The organism is Anaerolineae bacterium (genome assembly GCA_011176535.1).
Taxonomy (GTDB): domain Bacteria; phylum Chloroflexota; class Anaerolineae; order Anaerolineales; family DRMV01; genus DUEP01.
Genome location: DUEP01000089.1, coordinates 1 through 15,428 on the forward strand (window position 1 = coordinate 1; position 15,428 = coordinate 15,428).

Below are 15,428 nucleotides of genomic sequence, written 5' to 3' on the forward strand. Positions count from 1 at the left end.
GGAACTGCTGATCAGGTTTGAAGAGGAATATTCGCCGGTGGCCCAATTGATCGAGTTGGGCCGCCAAAAGGGATATGTGACTTTAGATGATATCCTGCATTATTTCCCCGAGGCCGAGCAGGATGTGGACCAACTGGAAGAGGCCTTTGCCGCCTTGTTGAGCGCGGGTATTCCTTATGTGGAAGACGAGATTATTGAGGAACCCTCGGAAGAAGAGTTGGAAGAAGAGGAAGAGGAAGAGGAGAAGGAGCGCCTTCGCCGTGCCGAAGCCGATGAAGAGGACTACCTGGCCAACATTGACACCGATGATATGATCGGCCTGTACCTTAAGGAGGTGGGGCGAATCCCGTTGCTCACGGCGGAAGAGGAAGTGGAACTGGCCCAAAAGATCGAGGCGGGACGCCAGGCGCGCGCCGAACTGGCCAAAGGGAATGTATCGCCGGAGCGGCGCGAGGAACTGCGCCGCCTCATCGAGGAAGGCTGGCAGGCGCGAGAACGCCTGATCACGGCGAACTCCCGCCTGGTCATCAGCGTGGCGAAGAAGTACATGGGCCGCGGGGTCTCCTTCCTCGATCTCATTCAGGAGGGAAACATCGGCCTCATCCGCGCCACCAAGAAGTTCGACTGGCGGCGTGGACACAAGTTCAGCACTTACGCCACCTGGTGGATCCGTCAGGCGGTGACGCGGGCCATCGCCGACCAGGGGCGCACCATCCGCGTCCCGGTGCACATGGGTGACCAGATCAACCGTTTGCTGCGGGTGCAGCATCAACTGACGCAAAAGTTGGGGCGCGATCCGACGATTGAGGAGCTGGCCGAGGCGCTGGAAGTGCCCCCCAAGAAGGTGGAGCACATGATCCAGGTGGCCCGGCGCCCGCTTTCGTTGGAAATGCCCACCGACGACGAGGAAGATTCAGTGTTGGGTGACTTCGTCCAGGACAGCGACGCCCCGGCACCGGACGAGGCGGCCATTCAAAACCTGTTGCGCCAGCAGTTGGAAGAGGTGCTCAAGACGCTCCCGCCCCGGGAGGTGCGCATCCTGCAACTGCGCTATGGGCTGCTGGACGGCCAGGCGTACACCTTGGAAGAGGTAGGCCGCAAGATGGGCGTGACGCGCGAGCGCGTGCGGCAGATCGAGGCGCAAGCCCTGAGCCGCCTGCGCCAGCCGAACATCCGGCGGCAGTTGCAGGAGTACCTGGATTAGCCCTCCCGTGGCCCTGGAACATCAAAAGGCAGCGCCCAGATGGCGCTGCCTTTTTGCGTTCGCTCGGTAAAAGACCGGGGTCTATTGCTGACCGAGGAAGGGGAGCAGTTCCTGCGGGATGGCCGGGTCTTGCGGCACGATGTTCTGCCAACCATCGTGGATTTCGATCTCGGCCTTGGCCCGCACCTCGCTGAGCCAGTCCTGGAACTTCTGCTCCCGCAGGCGCTGGTAATCCCCTTCGCTCACCGGGCGCTGTTCATGGCCCAGCACCTGAATGATGTGCCAGCCGTAGTCCGTCTGCACCGGCGGTGAGATTTCCCCGACCTTGAGTTGGAAAGCCACTTTTTCAAAAGCCGGCACCATGACGCCGCGCGGGAACCAGCCCAGATCGCCGCCTTGCGGCACGGTGGCGGCATCCTGGGAGTATTCGGCGACCAGGTCGTTCCAGTCCACCCCTTCGGAAAGTTTCTTCAGCACTTCCATGGCGGTCTCGCGATCCTTCACCAGGATGTGCCGGGCCCACACTTCCTCGCGGGTCCGCGGGAGGTCCTTGGTGACGATGTCCATCAGTTTGCGGCGATAAAGGGAGGCCGCGATCATGTAACGCAGGTAAGTCTCGTCCACTTCGTACTGGCTCTGCATTTGCTCCAGGTATTTGGCCAGATTTTGCTGATAGGCCTCCTGGGTGTAGGGCGTGGGGGTGGGGGGGATGACGGTTGGCGTGGGGGAACCCTCGGCCGTGGCCTCCGGGTTGGGGGTGGCCGTGGGGGCCATGGTGGGGGTGGGAGTCAGCGTGACCAAGGCCAGTTGGGTGGGGGACAAAGTGGAAGTGGGCAGCGTTGTCGGGGCCGGCTCCGGCGTGGGGGTCCCGTTGGGGTAATAGCCAAAGATGCCCTGCAACTCCTGGTCGCTCTCCTCATCCGTGACGGTAATCCCCATCTGTTTGGCCTGCTGGACGATGAGCCTCTCTTCGATCAGGCTGTTGAGTACCTGGCGGCCCAGTTCAGTGGGGTTGTTCAACTGGCGCGCCAGAGGCTGGAGTTGGCTTTGGAAATACTGGGCCGATTGGGGGTCGTTGCCGAACAGTTGGGCAAATTGCAGGATCTGTTGGGTTTGTTGGATGAGTTGCGCGCGGTGCATCCGGGTGCGAATGACGAACTCCTTGCCGCGGATGACATCCCCGTTGACTTTGGCAACCGGCCGGTGGTAGCGCAACACCGCCTGGTCGAGGATACCGTAGCCCAGAATGCCCACCAGGAGGGCAAAAAAGGCCACCGTGGCGTAAAGCAGGAGGCGTTGCTGGCGTTGGACACGCCGGGAGATGTGTTGGTGTTTCCGGCTTTCGGCTTGGGACTGGCGATATTTCTTTTTGGCCATGGTTTTTCCTCGAAAATACGGAAGGGTGAGAAGAATAGAGAATAGAGAAAGGAAAGCAGAAAGGGCATAGGACACAAAGCAGCCCTATGCCCCAGGGGGTGCATGATGGCTGGCCCGCTCAGCGGATGGTAATCTCCGGCACGAAGGGCAGCAAGGCCAGATGCCGCGCCCGCTTGATGGCCCGGGCCAGTTGGCGCTGATGCTTGGCGCAGGTGCCAGTCTGGCGGCGGCTCTTGATTTTGGCATCGTCGTCGATGTACCGCCGCAGCAAGTCGACCTGTTTGTAATCAATGTGCTCGATTTTCTCCACGCAGAAATGGCATACCCGGGGGCGGGAGTAATAACGACGCCGGGGTTGCGTGTTGACCTTTTGTTCGCTCACGGTACCACTCCTTAGACCAAAACTGAACTAAAAGGGGAACTCGTCTTCTTCAACGGTGTCTTCTTCGGGTTCAGTGCTTTCCTGGGAAGGCGCAGGCTCTTCCCGGTGATTGTGGTTGCGGTCACCCAGCACCACCATCTCGTTGGCCACGATTTCGGTGCGTTGATGGCGCACGCCGTTTTCGTCTTCCCAGCGGCGCGTGTGGAGGCGGCCTTCGATGTAAACCTGAGTGCCTTTGCGCAACAACTGATGGCAGATTTCGGCCAGGCTGCCCCAGGCCACCACATTGAACCACTCGGTTTCGCTGCGCCGCTCGCCGCTGGAGGTGTTCCAACTGCGCGTGGTCGCCACGGTGAAGGTGGTCACCGCGCGCCCTGAAGGGGTGTAGCGCAATTCAGGGTCTCGACCTAACCGACCGATAATCATCACTTTGTTCAAACCGCGTCCCATAAACCCACTCCTCATGCAAAACACCAAAAATGGACAACGGACTGCGACTATGGTTGCCTAAGCATCGGTGCGGGTGATGAGGTAGCGCATCACAGGTTCGTGCAGGCGCATGTTGCGCTCCAACTGCGCCACCAGGGTAGGGGGCATTTGGGTTTCCAGCAGAATGTAGTAGCCTTCACGACGCTTGCGGATGGGGTAGGCCAACTGCCGTTTCCCCCAAAAGTCCACCTTCTCGACTGTTCCGCCACCGGCGGTGATCCACCCCTTGACCTTTTCGACCGTCTCGTTGACCGCCGCTTCGTCCAGGTCAGGGTGCACAATGAACACAACCTCGTAAGAACGCATAGAGCCTCCTTTCCGTGGGATTGCCCCCACTCATCCGGTGGGAGCGGAAAGTCGCCGCGCCCTTATCGGCGCGGCGCCGGGCTAAGTTTAGCATAATCCGGGGGAATTGCAAAGGTTTGAGGCCCCTTCGAAGAAAAAGCGCGGCTGCGAGAGCCGCGCTGCACAAGGAGGTGGCGGAAAAGGGCTTATTCACACTCTTTGTAGCAGAACCACCAGTCGTAACAATCGTATTCCTTGAGCCGTTGGGCCGCGGTTTCCACATCGCTGGCCGGCGGCACGATCACTTTGTCGCCGATGAGTTCGTTTTCCGGCCAGTTGGCGGGGATGGCCACGCCCTTTTCGTCGGAAACCTGAAAGCCCTTAATCATGCGCAAAATCTCGTCCATGTTGCGGCCCAGTTCCTGCGGGTAGTACAGGATGGCGCGGATGATCCCCTTGGGGTCCACGAATAACACGGCGCGCACGGTGTTCGTGCCCTTACCGGGGTGGATCAGGCCCAGGGTCTCGGCCACCGCCCCGTTGTCGGCGATGATGGGGAACTCAATCTTCACGCCCAGTTTCTCTTCGATCCACTGCTCCCATTTGATGTGGGCGAAGACCTGGTCCACGCTGAGCCCGATGAGTTCGGTGTTCAGTTTGCGAAACTCGGGATAACGCTTCTGGAAGGCGACGAATTCCGTGGTGCAAACCGGCGTGAAATCGGCCGGGTGACTGAAAAGAATGAACCACTTCCCTTTGAACGCGTCGGGCAGGGTGAGTTTGCCGCGCGTGGTCTGGACTTCCATCTGCGGGAAGGGATCGCCAATCAAAGGCATGCGTTTGACTTCGCTCATGGAGCACCTCCTGGGTTTAGGTTGTAGCGGTTACAAATTTATCACGAAACCAAAGAGGTGTCAAGGAAAAGCGGGAAATTTTCTCTTCCTCCTGTCAAGCCAAGTGCTCTGTTTCCCCTCCAGCCCTCCAAACGGCAGGCAAAAGGCGTGCTCAGGGGGCGGCTTCCCTGGGACGGATGCGGTGGGCTGCGTCCGCCGGGCAAGCAAAAAGCCCTCTCTCCTGCAGGAGAGAGGGCCAGATGGGTCCAGACGGGGGCGTCATTCCACGGTAACCAGGGTTTGCTTTTTCTCCACCGCCTCGCCGGGGGAGATCAGCACCCGCGTCACCTTGCCGTCCCGGGTGGACTTGAGTTCGTTTTGCATTTTCATGGATTCCAGGATGACCAGCACTTCGCCTTTGCGCACTTCCTGGCCCACCTTGACAGGCACTGCTACGATGAGGCCGGGCATGGGGGCTTTGAGGTGGAAGGGGCCGGTTTCGACCAGCGAGGAGCCGGCCCGCTGGCGCAGAAGGTACTCGCGTTCGTCGATGACTTCCACCTCGTAAAGGGTGCCCTGCATGAGCACCTGCCATCCCTCTTCGCCGCGGTAGACAAAGGCCTCGTAGGATTTGCCGTCGGCCAACATGGAGTAGAGCGGCTGATTGCCCAGGCCCACCAGGTCCACCTCCACGACCTGGTCGTTGATGCGCACATGGCGCTCGTCCAGTAATTCGATGGTGTACTCTTGGCCGTTGACTAAGGTGATGTATTTCATGGGGGCCTCCTCAGCGGCGAATCCGTTCCCACCGGCCATACCATTTCCAGTTGGATGTGTCGCGTTTGGCTGGCCGGATGATGCGGGCGGCGCGTTCGGCTTCTCGGTGGGCGACCAGGGTGGCCAGCAAGGCCGCAATGTCAGGGTGCACTTCGCGGATGCTGTCGGCCTCCTCCATGGAGAAGCGTTCTTCCACGAAGCGGGTGTCGAAACTGCCGGCGATAAAGCGGTGCTGCTCGATCAGGTTTTGGTGGAAGGGGATGTTCGTGCGCACACCGACGATTTTGTACTCTTCCAGAGCCCGTCGCAGGCGCAGGATGGCGTGGCCCCGCGTCTCGCCCCACACGATGACTTTGGAGATAAGAGGATCGTAGTAGGGGGTGATCTCCATCCCAGGATACACGCCGGTGTCCACCCGAACGCCAGGCCCTGTGGGCAGGATGACATGCTCCACTTTGCCGATGGAGGGCATGAAGTTGTTGTAGGGGTCCTCGGCGTTGATCCGGGCCTCGATAGCCCAGCCGCGAATCTTGATGTCCTCCTGGGTGTACGAGAGCGGACGTCCCCGGGCGATGCGGATCTGCTCCTTAACGATGTCCACCCCGGTGACGGCCTCGGTGATGGGGTGTTCCACCTGCAGCCGGGTGTTCATCTCCAGGAAGTAGAAGTTCTTGTCCTTGTCCACCAGGAATTCAATGGTCCCAGCATTGACATAGCCCACGGCCTGGGCCGCCCGTACGGCCACTTTGCCCATGCGCCGGCGCAGGTCTTCGTCCACAAAGGGGGAGGGGGCTTCTTCCAGCAGTTTTTGGTGACGGCGCTGGATGGAGCACTCGCGCTCGCCCAGGTAGATGGTGTGGCCCTCCTGGTCGGCCAGGAGTTGGATTTCAATGTGCCGTGCCCCCTCGATGAGTTTCTCCAGGTAAACATTGCCGTCGCCGAAGGCGGCCTCGGCCTCACGACGGGCCTGCCGCAGCAGGGTCGGCATTTCTTCCAGCGAGCGGACCTCGCGCATCCCCTTGCCCCCACCGCCGGCCGTGGCCTTGATGAGCAGAGGAAAGCCGATTTTCGGCGCGAGGGCCAAGAGTTCCTCGTCGCTCAGGCTGCCTTCGCCTTCGGTGCCCGGCACCACGGGCACCCCCGCCGCGGCCACCGTGGCCCGCGCCACGGCTTTGTCGCCCATAGCGGCGATGGAGGAGGGTTTGGGGCCGATGAATACGATGCCCTCGTCGGCGCAGGCCTGGGCGAAATCGGCGCGCTCGGCCAGAAACCCGTACCCCGGATGAATGGCGCCGGCGCCCGACTTTTTGGCGATCTCCAGGATTTTGTCCATCCGCAGGTAGGATTCGCGCGCAGGGGGCGGCCCTAAGTAGTAGGCTTCGTCGGCGTAACGAACATGCAGCGCCTCGCGATCCACATCCGAATAGACCGCCACGGTCTGCAGGCCCAGTTCTCGGCAGGCGCGGATGATGCGAACGGCGATTTCACCGCGGTTGGCGATCAAGACTTTGTTGAACATGGTCACTCTTCCTCATAAGGCGTGTTTCTGGACCAGGACTTCAGGAATTTCAACACGAGCCGGTTGAAGGTCTCCGGTTGTTCCTGGGGCAACATGTGACGCCCTCCGGACACGATGACCACCTGCGCCTGGGGAAGGGCGGCGGCTAGATCCTGCGCGTGGCGTGGGGTGGCATGCTCGTCGGCGTCGCCCTGGATCACCAGCGTCGGGCAGGTCACAGCCCGGAATTGAGGGCGGGCATCCCAGTGTTTGAGGGCGGGTTGCGTCCAGGCTTCGTACCACAGGCGAAACACCTGCTCGCCCCGACCGTGATGGGCGCGGTCCAGCGCCGCCCGAACGGCCGGATGGGTGCGGTAAGTCTCGGCGACCTGGGCGATGCCTTGAGGCATGGTGTCTTCAAGATAGATGTGCGCCGCCACGGCTACCACGGCCAGCGCCTGCTGAGGATAGGCCGCGGCAAAGGCCAGGGCTACATTGCCGCCGTCCGAATGGCCGACCAACAGGGCCTGGACGATGCCTGAAGTGTCCAACAAGGCGGCCAGGTCGGCCACATCCTGTGCAAAGTGAGGCACATCCAGGCGCGGGCGAGGGTCGGAAGCGCCGTATCCCCAGCGGTCGTACACCACCACCCGAAAACCGGCTCCGGCCAGGGCGGGCACCTGATGCTTCCAGGCCCGGGTGCTCCCCAGGCCGTGGTGCAGCAGCACCAGGGGCGTCCCGTCCTTCGGCCCGTGACATTCGTAGTACAGCCGGTGACCGTGGACCTTCACCCGCCTCCCTGGGCCTGAGTCCTGAATCCCTGACACGGAACGGCTCTCCATCCCCTACAGAGGCATGTTGCTGTGTTTCTTCGGCGGGTTGGTGTCCCGTTTGTTTTGCAGCATCTCCAGGGCGTTGATCAGGCGGGGGCGGGTTTCGCGGGGCTCGATGACATCGTCCAGAAAGCCCCGAGAAGCCGCGATGTACGGGTTGGCGAAGGTGCGACGATACTCCTCGACCAGTTTGTTTTTGCGCTTTTCAGGGTCTTCAGCCTGCTGCAACTCGCGGCGAAAGATGATCTTGACCGCGCCTTCGGGCCCCATTACGGCCAGTTCGGCGTTGGGCCAGGCCACATTGTAATCGCCGCGCAGGTGTTTGCTGCTCATCACATCGTAGGCCCCGCCGTAAGCCTTGCGTGTGATCACGGTCAGTTTGGGTACTGTGGCTTCGGCGTAAGCATACAGCAGTTTGGCCCCGGCCAGAATGATGCCGTTGTGCTCCTGGTCGGTGCCGGGGAGGAAACCGGGCACATCCACAAAGGTGACGATGGGGATGTTGAAGGCGTCGCAAAAGCGAATGAAGCGCGCCGCTTTGGTGGAGGCGTCAATGTCCAGCACGCCGGCGAGCACTGCAGGTTGATTGGCCACCACGCCCACCACATGGCCGCCCAGGCGGGCAAACCCGACCACGATGTTGGTGGCGTAATCGGCGTGGATCTCGTAAAATTCGCCGTTGTCCATGACCAGGCGGATTACCTTTTTGATGTCGTAGGGCTTGCTGGGGTCTTCCGGCACCAGGGTGTCCAGCGCTTCTTCCATGCGTAGAGGATCATCGCCCGTGTCGACGAAAGGCGGGTCTTCTAGGTTGTTTTGGGGCAGGTAGGAGAGCAGTTGGCGGACCTTCTGCAGCACCTCGGCCTCCGAATCGCCCACCACATGGGCCACGCCGGATTTGGTGGCATGGACATCGGCGCCGCCCAAATCTTCAAAGGACACATCCTCGTGGGTGACCGCTTTGACCACCTCCGGCCCGGTGATGAACATGTAGGAGGTGCGACGCACCATGAAGATGAAGTCGGTCAGGGCCGGGGAGTACACCGCTCCGCCGGCATTGGGGCCCATAATGACGCTGATTTGCGGCACTACGCCGGAAGCCAACACGTTGCGCAGAAAGATGTCGGCGTAACCGGCCAGGGAGACCACGCCTTCCTGGATGCGTGCCCCGCCGGAGTCGTTCAGGCCGATGACCGGCGCGCCGTTCTTCATGGCCAACTCCAGCAGGCGGACGATTTTCTCGGCGTGGGCTTCGCCCAGGCTGCCGCCCAGCACGGTGAAATCCTGGGCGAATACATAGACCAGCCGGCCGTTGATGGTGCCCCAGCCGGTGACCACGCCGTCGCCCAGGTAGCGCTGTTTGTCTAACCCGAAGTTCTGGCTCCGGTGGGTGACGAACATCCCGATTTCGTGAAAGGAACCTCGATCCAGCAACAACTCGATGCGCTCGCGGGCGGTGAGTTTGCCCTTTTTGTGCTGGGTCTCGATTCGTTGCGGCCCGCCGCCGAGCAGGGCCTGGGCCTTCATTTCGCGTAGCCGTTGAATCTTCTCGTTGGTGCTCATGATTTGCTCCGCATCCTTCGGATTGGTGGCTTGGGCCGGGGGCCTGCCCCTGAGGGGCAATGCACGCGGGGGAGGGGGTGGCCTGCCTTCGCAGCCGCGACGCGTTCAACCCCGCGGGAAAGGGGGGTGGGCAGGTGGCCCTTTGGGGCATCCGGTAAGACTTAACCCAGGACGGCCCCTGAGGTTGCTGTGTTCAGGGAATTTCCAGCACGATTTTGCCCAACTGGTCGCCCTTTTCCAGCCGTTCCTGGGCGGCGCGGGCCTCGGCAAGAGGGTAGGTGCGGTCGAGCACAGGCCGCAGTTTGCCTGCGAATACCAGCCGCATGACCGTGGCGAAGTCGGTTTTGTTGGACATGGTGGAGCCGATGATGCTCAGGTGCTTGCCAAAGATGTAGCGATTGTCAATTTGGAATTTGGGACCGCCGGTGTTGCCCACCGTCAGGATGCGCCCGCCCTTGCGCGCCGCTTTGAAACTCAGCGGGAAGGTGGTGCCCACATTGTCCACCACCACATCCACGCCCCGTTTGCCCGTGAGGCGATAGACCTCTTTGGCCCAGTCCTCCACCCGAGAGCGGTCGATGAGATAGTCGGCGCCCAGTTCTTCGGCCAGGGCGAGTTTGCGGGCGTCCGAACCGACTACATACACCGTGCAGCCGGTCAGTTTGGCGATCTGGATGCTGGCGGTGTTCACCCCGCCGGAGGCCCCGACGATGAGCACATGTTCCCCTGGGCGCAGGTTGCCGCGGGTGATGAGGGAGTGCCAGGCGGTCTGGAACACCAGCGCCGCCGCGGCCGCCTCGGCGTAGGAGACCGGCTCGGGCAGGGCCAGCAGGTTGACCTCAGGCACGACCACATACTCGGCGTAGGTGCCGGGCCGCGTTTCGCCCAGCAACTGCCAGCGCTGGCACATGTTGTCCTGCCCGGCCAGGCAGTACTCACACTGACCGCAGCCGATGTTCGGGTTGATGACCACGCGCTGACCGACCTGCCACCGGGTCACTCCCTCGCCCACGGCGGCGACTTCACCGGCCCCATCGGCGCCCAGGATGTGGGGATAGGTCAGGCGAATGCCGGGCCAGCCGTTGCGCACCCAGAGGTCCAGCCGGTTGAGCGCGGCCGCCCGCAGGCGCACCAGCACCTCACCGGGGCCAGGCTCTGGGGTGGGCAGGTCGCCGTATTGCAACACCTCCAGCCCACCGTGTTCGTGGAAGAAAACTGCTTTCATGGCATCCTTCTCCGGGAAGACCAATGGGGGGATAAACGTCCGTAGGCGCGGGATTTTTCCCTGGGGTCCGGGGTGAAGGGACCTCGGGGGAAAGCCCCGCGTCCGGGGAAGGTGCTCCCCCGGTAGCGGGTGCACCTTCCCCGGTCAGGCGTCAGGTTACACGCGCAGGCCGGTCTCGAGGCGCGCAATGACCAGGCGTTGGATCTCGCTGGTGCCTTCGTAAATCTCGGTGATCTTGGCGTCGCGGAAGTAGCGTTCCACGGGGAGTTCTTTGGAGTAGCCCATGCCGCCGTGGATTTGCACCGCGGCCCAGGCGCAGAACATGGCGGTTTCGGAGGCGAACAACTTGGCCATGGAGGCTTCCAGGGTGTAGCGCTCGCCGGTCTTCTTGGCCCGTTCCTTGGCCAGGGCGGCGTTGTACATCAGCGCCCGCGCGGCCTCGATGCGCGTCTTCATATCTGCAATCTTGAAGCCCGTGCCCTGGAATTCCCCGATGGGGCGACCGAAGGCCTCCCGCTCCTGCACATACTGGCGGGCCGCCTCGTAGGCTGCTTCGGCGATGCCCAACGCCTGCGCGGCGATGCCGATGCGCCCGGCGTCCAGCACCGTCATGGCGATTTTGAAGCCCTGCCCCTCTTCGCCCAGACGATTTTCGACGGAGACCTTGACATTGTCGAAACTGATTTCGCTGGTGGCCGAGGCGCGGATACCCAACTTGGGCTCTTTTTTGCCCCGTACCAACCCCGGCGAGTCGCCATCCACGATGAAGGCGGTGATGCCTTTGTGGCCTTTTTCCGGGTCGGTCATGGCAAAGACCACGAAGTAATCGGCCACCGGCCCGCTGGTGATCCAGTTCTTGCGTCCGTTGAGGATGTAATCGTCACCCTCGCGCACGGCGCGGGTGCGCATGTTGGCCGCGTCGGAGCCGGAAGAGGGCTCGGTAAGCGCATAGGCGCCGATGGCCTCGCCCGAAGCCACGGGCACCACATACTTTTGCTTTTGCTCCTCGGTGCCGAATTGCAGGATGCCGTGGCAGAACAGGGAGTTGTTCACCGACATGATGGTGGAATGGGCGGCGTCGGCTTTGGCGATTTCTTCCAGGGCCAGCACATAGGCCAGAGTGTCCATCCCCGCGCCGCCGTACTCCTCGGGCACCTCAATGCCCATGAACCCCATTTCCCCCATTTTGCGGATGGTTTCTGTCGGAAACTCGCCGGACTCGTCGAACTCAGCGGCAATGGGCGCAATTTCGTTCTGGGCGAACTCGCGCGCAGCCTGTTGGATCATGCGATGCTCTTCGGTGAGCAGGTGCTCAAAGGCAAACCGACCCATACTCTCCTCCGTTGTGCATAGAGTAGGTGAACCGCTCTCCCATTATAGCATGGGGAGGAAGAAAACCCAAAAAGGCCCCGGGGTGTCCTCTTTATTGGACGGTGGCGGCGGACGCGGGTTCAGAAAGCCCCCTGCGCTGGAAGCGCCCGCTCCCGAGGCGAAAAAATACGGGATGGCGTGCTTTCGCCATCCCGTATTTTCCCCAGAGATGAGGAAGATCACATTTCCAGGGCGTCGTAGCCAGGGCCTTCCTGGAAGAACTTGTAGTTGGCCTCGATATCCGGGGTGAGATCCACCGTCTCGCCCTCGCTGAGGGTCTTGGTGGCCTTGAGATGGACGGGCTCGCCGTTGTGATCCTCGCCCTCGTATTCTTCGTCAAAGCCGGGGGTGCCCACGGGCTTGCTGATGCGCTGCCCTTCGCGGGCCACATAGTCGGAGGGCACCTCGTCCTCGGGGAAGATGGCCTCAAAGGGGCATTCTGGCACGCAGGCGCCGCAGTCGATGCAGGTGTCGGGATCAATGTAGTAGAGCGGCCATTCATCCACCGGCTTGCCGGGGATGATGCACTCTACCGGGCAGACCTCGGTGCAGGCGCCGTCGCGGAGACACAAACTGGTGATGATGTGAGTCATGGCTACGCCTCCTTAGGAGAAATCGATTACCTCTTGCTGGGTGCTGCTCTATTTTATACCAGTTGAGGGGAAAAGGCAATTGTGAGATGAAAATCCAAAGGGTGAAGCGGGCGTGGGGTGCTAAAGTGAAGCCTTGAAAATCTGGCGTCGCCCTATCCTGCTTTGTGAGAGGGGCTCGAATAAACGGAAATGCAAGCCAGTTGTGGGTCAGAATTTTCATGGCCTTGCTGTTTTTCACCGTTGGCGCGGGCATCGTGTTGGTTGCCGTGGGGGCATTCCTGTTGTGGATTCGGCTTTCCGCGCCCCGGTTCGTCGTGGGGCTGCTGGGGGCGGCGTTTATGGCTGGCGGCATCTTTCTCCTCACGCTGGAAGACCCTTCTTTGGGTGAACTGCCGCTACCGATGCGTTGGGCCCAGTATGGCGCCCTGGTGGTCTTTATGGGGGCGTTTTCTCTACTCACCCTGTGGTGGGGTTCTCCCTCCTGCGGCGGGGATGAGGTCACGCTGCTGGGCTTCGTGACGCTGCACGGCGAGGCAGGGGTGTGGCTCAAGCGGTTGCTCATCGGGAGGTAGGCATCGTGCTCACCCTGGCCACGCTGTGGGTGGCGATCAGCGAACCCCTGCGGCTGTTGGGCCTCTGGCGCTGCCGGTGACTTTGCCGGCGGCCTCTGCTGGCCATGCCCAGGCGAGAGCACCAAAGGCGCGCTCCCCGGCGCGCGCTCACCGCGGGGAAGCAGCGGCGAGGTATCCTCCACGATGCGTTGTGTCTCCGGGGTGAGGGAGGCGAATTCCTCGTTGGTGATGAGCCCTTCCGGGCGCCATACAAGTAGGCGGAGGATTGCCTGGCTGCGCCGCCAGTCGCGCTCTTTGATCCGCATCATGGCCTCCAGAGCCAAAAGGTAACGCGAATGCCGTAGGTTCTGCCTGCATTTTAGGTCGCTTTCCCTGCTGCGTCAATTTGCCTGCGAGAGCGATGTGTTATACTTGCGACCGACTGGTCGGTCGTTGCTTTTTTCGGCCCTCCTGCGAGGTTCGCCATGTCCTCCACTCCTCAACTCACCCGCCAACGCATTCTCGACGCGGCCATCCGCGTCTTTGCCCGCAAGGGCTACCACGCCACCCGCATGGACGACATCGTCGCCGAAGCCCGGGTCTCCAAAGGCGGCGTGTACTTTCACTTTCCCGGCAAAGAGCGGCTCTTCCTGGCCCTCATCGAGCATTTCGCCGGGCTGCTGGAGGAGCGCCTTACCCAGGCCATCGCCGCCGAACAGGGCGGCGTGCGTCGCGTCACCGCGGCCCTGGAAGCCGGGTTGCGCACCTTTGCCGAATACCGCGCCCTGGCCAAAATCTTCCTCATCCAGGCCGTCGGGCTGGGCGAACGCTTCGAACGCCAACGACTGGCCCTCAACGACCGCTTTGCCGCGCTCATCCGCATTTACCTGGACCAGGCTGTGGCCGAAGGGGATATCCCCCCTATCGACACCGAAGTCACCGCCTACGCCTGGGTGGGCGCCATCTACGAACTGGTCACCCGCTGGTTGCTCACCGACCAGCCGCCTCTGGATCGCCTGCTACCCGGCCTGCGCGCCGTGCTGTTGCGCTCCATTGGCCTGGAAGACAGCCCCCCAGGAGAAGACCATGCCCTTTGACCTCTTGCGCTGCGCGACGGGACGTCCCCGCTGGGCCTGGCTTCACGCCGATACGGCATGGGTGGGGCTGGGCGTTTGGGCTCAGGTGAGCGCCCAGGGGGCTCAGCGGTTTCAAAAACTCCAGCGGGTGGGGAGGCATTGGGGGAACGCGCCCGGCCCTCAAGGTCCGGCCTTTGTGGGATTCGGTTTCACCCCAGGGGATCATCACCGCCCCCCCTGGTGGCAGGCCTTCCCTGCGGGGTTGCTGGTCCTTCCGGAGGAGGTTCACGGCCCCATCCCCCTGGACCCCGGGGATGCGCCCGACGCCCCTGAGGTCGATGCCGTCCCGGAAAAGGTCGCCGGGACCACGCAGGAAGCGTGGCGTGAGGCGGTAGAGGCGGCTTTGACCGCCATCGCCCAGGAGCGTCTGCACAAAGTGGTCCTGGCCCGTGCCGAAGTGCGGCGTTTCCCGGCGGCGCCCGACCCGGTGGCCGTGTTGGAGGCGCTTTACCGGCGGCATCCCGATGCGTATTGTTTTCTCTACGAGCCAACGCCCGGCGTGGCTTTTGTGGGCGCCTCGCCCGAATTGCTGGCACGTGTCGGCCCGAAAGGGCGGCTGGCCACGGCGGCGCTGGCGGGCACGGCACCTCGCGGTGCCACCCCGCAGGAGGATGCTGTTTTGGGTAAGGCGTTGCTCCAAAGCGACAAGGATCGCCGGGAGCACGCCCTCGTGGTGGAAGCCATCCGACGGGCGTTAGAGCCGCTGACGCTGGCGCTGGAGGTGCCCGCATCGCCCGGGTTGCGGCGCCTGCCTCAAGTGCAACATCTCGAGACGCCCATCCAGGGCACGCTGCGCACGGGAGTCGGACTGCTCCAAGTGGCCGAGGCGCTGCACCCTACCCCGGCTTTGGGCGGTATGCCCCGCGGCGCTGCGCTACGCTTCATCGCCCGGCACGAGCCCATCCCCCGTGGCTGGTACGCCGCCCCTCTGGGCATCCTTTTCCCCGACGGGACCGGCGAACTCGCCGTGGGCATCCGCTCGGCCCTGCTCCTGGGCGAGCGGGTTGTGCTGTACGCCGGTGCGGGCATCGTGGCAGGGTCGGACCCTGAGCGCGAATGGGATGAAACGGCCCTCAAGATGGCCACCATGCGCGAAGCGCTGGCCGAAGCGGAACGGTTAGCGGTTGGTAGTTTTGACGGCTGACGGTTGGCTGTCCCCGCATGGCACATGGCACCTGACACCTGAACACCTGACACTTGAACACCGGAGCACCCTCCCCATGAACCCAGCCACGCTTTTCGCCACGCTGTTCGTCGATGAACTCACCCGTTTGCCGCTGAGCGGGGTTGTGGTCTGTCCAGGCTCGCGGA

Annotated in this window: 16 protein-coding genes; 4 read left to right on the forward strand and 12 right to left on the reverse strand. The window is 62.5% G+C overall.

What is annotated here, in order from left to right:
- The first annotated feature begins 4 nt into the window (after positions 1-4).
- Positions 5-1,204, forward strand: coding sequence for a sigma-70 family RNA polymerase sigma factor (locus G4O04_08290; GenBank protein HEY58514.1), 1,200 nt, complete (start codon positions 5-7; stop codon positions 1,202-1,204).
- 81 nt (positions 1,205-1,285) lie between these two features.
- Here the strand turns inward: G4O04_08290 and G4O04_08295 are convergent, their stop codons facing one another.
- The 12 genes from G4O04_08295 to G4O04_08350 form a co-directional block, all read right to left on the reverse strand.
- On the reverse strand, positions 1,286-2,581 hold the full coding sequence (locus tag G4O04_08295; GenBank protein HEY58515.1) for a hypothetical protein: 1,296 nt from the start codon (positions 2,579-2,581) through the stop codon (positions 1,286-1,288).
- 118 nt (positions 2,582-2,699) lie between these two features.
- Positions 2,700-2,963 carry a 30S ribosomal protein S18 gene (rpsR, locus tag G4O04_08300; GenBank protein HEY58516.1) on the reverse strand — a complete coding sequence of 88 codons (264 nt, stop codon included), beginning with the start codon at positions 2,961-2,963 and terminating at the stop codon, positions 2,700-2,702.
- A gap of 27 nt (positions 2,964-2,990) precedes the next feature.
- Complete coding sequence (gene ssb, locus G4O04_08305) at positions 2,991-3,413, reverse strand: single-stranded DNA-binding protein (GenBank protein ID HEY58517.1); 423 nt, start codon at positions 3,411-3,413, stop codon at positions 2,991-2,993.
- A gap of 57 nt (positions 3,414-3,470) precedes the next feature.
- Complete coding sequence (locus tag G4O04_08310; GenBank protein HEY58518.1) at positions 3,471-3,758, reverse strand: 30S ribosomal protein S6; 288 nt, start codon at positions 3,756-3,758, stop codon at positions 3,471-3,473.
- A 185-nt stretch (positions 3,759-3,943) separates the two neighbouring features.
- A complete protein-coding gene (locus G4O04_08315; protein ID HEY58519.1) occupies positions 3,944-4,591 on the reverse strand; it encodes a peroxiredoxin in 648 nt (215 codons plus the stop codon).
- Positions 4,592-4,849: 258 nt separating this feature from the next.
- Positions 4,850-5,347, reverse strand: coding sequence for a biotin/lipoyl-binding protein (locus tag G4O04_08320; protein HEY58520.1), 498 nt, complete (start codon positions 5,345-5,347; stop codon positions 4,850-4,852).
- 10 nt (positions 5,348-5,357) lie between these two features.
- Positions 5,358-6,866, reverse strand: coding sequence for an acetyl-CoA carboxylase biotin carboxylase subunit (gene accC, locus G4O04_08325; GenBank protein HEY58521.1), 1,509 nt, complete (start codon positions 6,864-6,866; stop codon positions 5,358-5,360).
- A gap of 2 nt (positions 6,867-6,868) precedes the next feature.
- Positions 6,869-7,636, reverse strand: coding sequence for an alpha/beta hydrolase (locus tag G4O04_08330; GenBank protein ID HEY58522.1), 768 nt, complete (start codon positions 7,634-7,636; stop codon positions 6,869-6,871).
- A 54-nt stretch (positions 7,637-7,690) separates the two neighbouring features.
- Entirely contained in the window at positions 7,691-9,241 is a 1,551-nt protein-coding gene (locus tag G4O04_08335; protein ID HEY58523.1) for an acyl-CoA carboxylase subunit beta, read from the reverse strand.
- Positions 9,242-9,434: 193 nt separating this feature from the next.
- A complete protein-coding gene (locus G4O04_08340) occupies positions 9,435-10,466 on the reverse strand; it encodes a zinc-binding dehydrogenase (protein HEY58524.1) in 1,032 nt (343 codons plus the stop codon).
- Between the two features lie 156 nt (positions 10,467-10,622).
- Complete coding sequence (locus G4O04_08345; protein ID HEY58525.1) at positions 10,623-11,753, reverse strand: acyl-CoA dehydrogenase; 1,131 nt, start codon at positions 11,751-11,753, stop codon at positions 10,623-10,625.
- A 263-nt stretch (positions 11,754-12,016) separates the two neighbouring features.
- Positions 12,017-12,430, reverse strand: coding sequence for a ferredoxin family protein (locus G4O04_08350; protein HEY58526.1), 414 nt, complete (start codon positions 12,428-12,430; stop codon positions 12,017-12,019).
- Between the two features lie 218 nt (positions 12,431-12,648).
- Here G4O04_08350 and G4O04_08355 point away from each other — a divergent pair, with 218 nt between their 5' ends.
- The 3 genes from G4O04_08355 (at position 12,649) to G4O04_08365 (ending at position 15,261) form a co-directional block, all read left to right on the forward strand.
- Positions 12,649-13,002: a hypothetical protein gene (locus G4O04_08355; GenBank protein ID HEY58527.1), complete on the forward strand. Its 354-nt coding sequence runs from the start codon at positions 12,649-12,651 to the stop codon at positions 13,000-13,002.
- 464 nt (positions 13,003-13,466) lie between these two features.
- Complete coding sequence (locus G4O04_08360; GenBank protein HEY58528.1) at positions 13,467-14,078, forward strand: TetR/AcrR family transcriptional regulator; 612 nt, start codon at positions 13,467-13,469, stop codon at positions 14,076-14,078.
- Positions 14,068-15,261, forward strand: a complete 1,194-nt coding sequence (locus G4O04_08365) for an isochorismate synthase (protein HEY58529.1) — start codon at positions 14,068-14,070, stop codon at positions 15,259-15,261. Before G4O04_08360 ends, G4O04_08365 begins: the two co-directional genes overlap by 11 nt.
- Positions 15,262-15,428 lie beyond the last annotated feature (167 nt).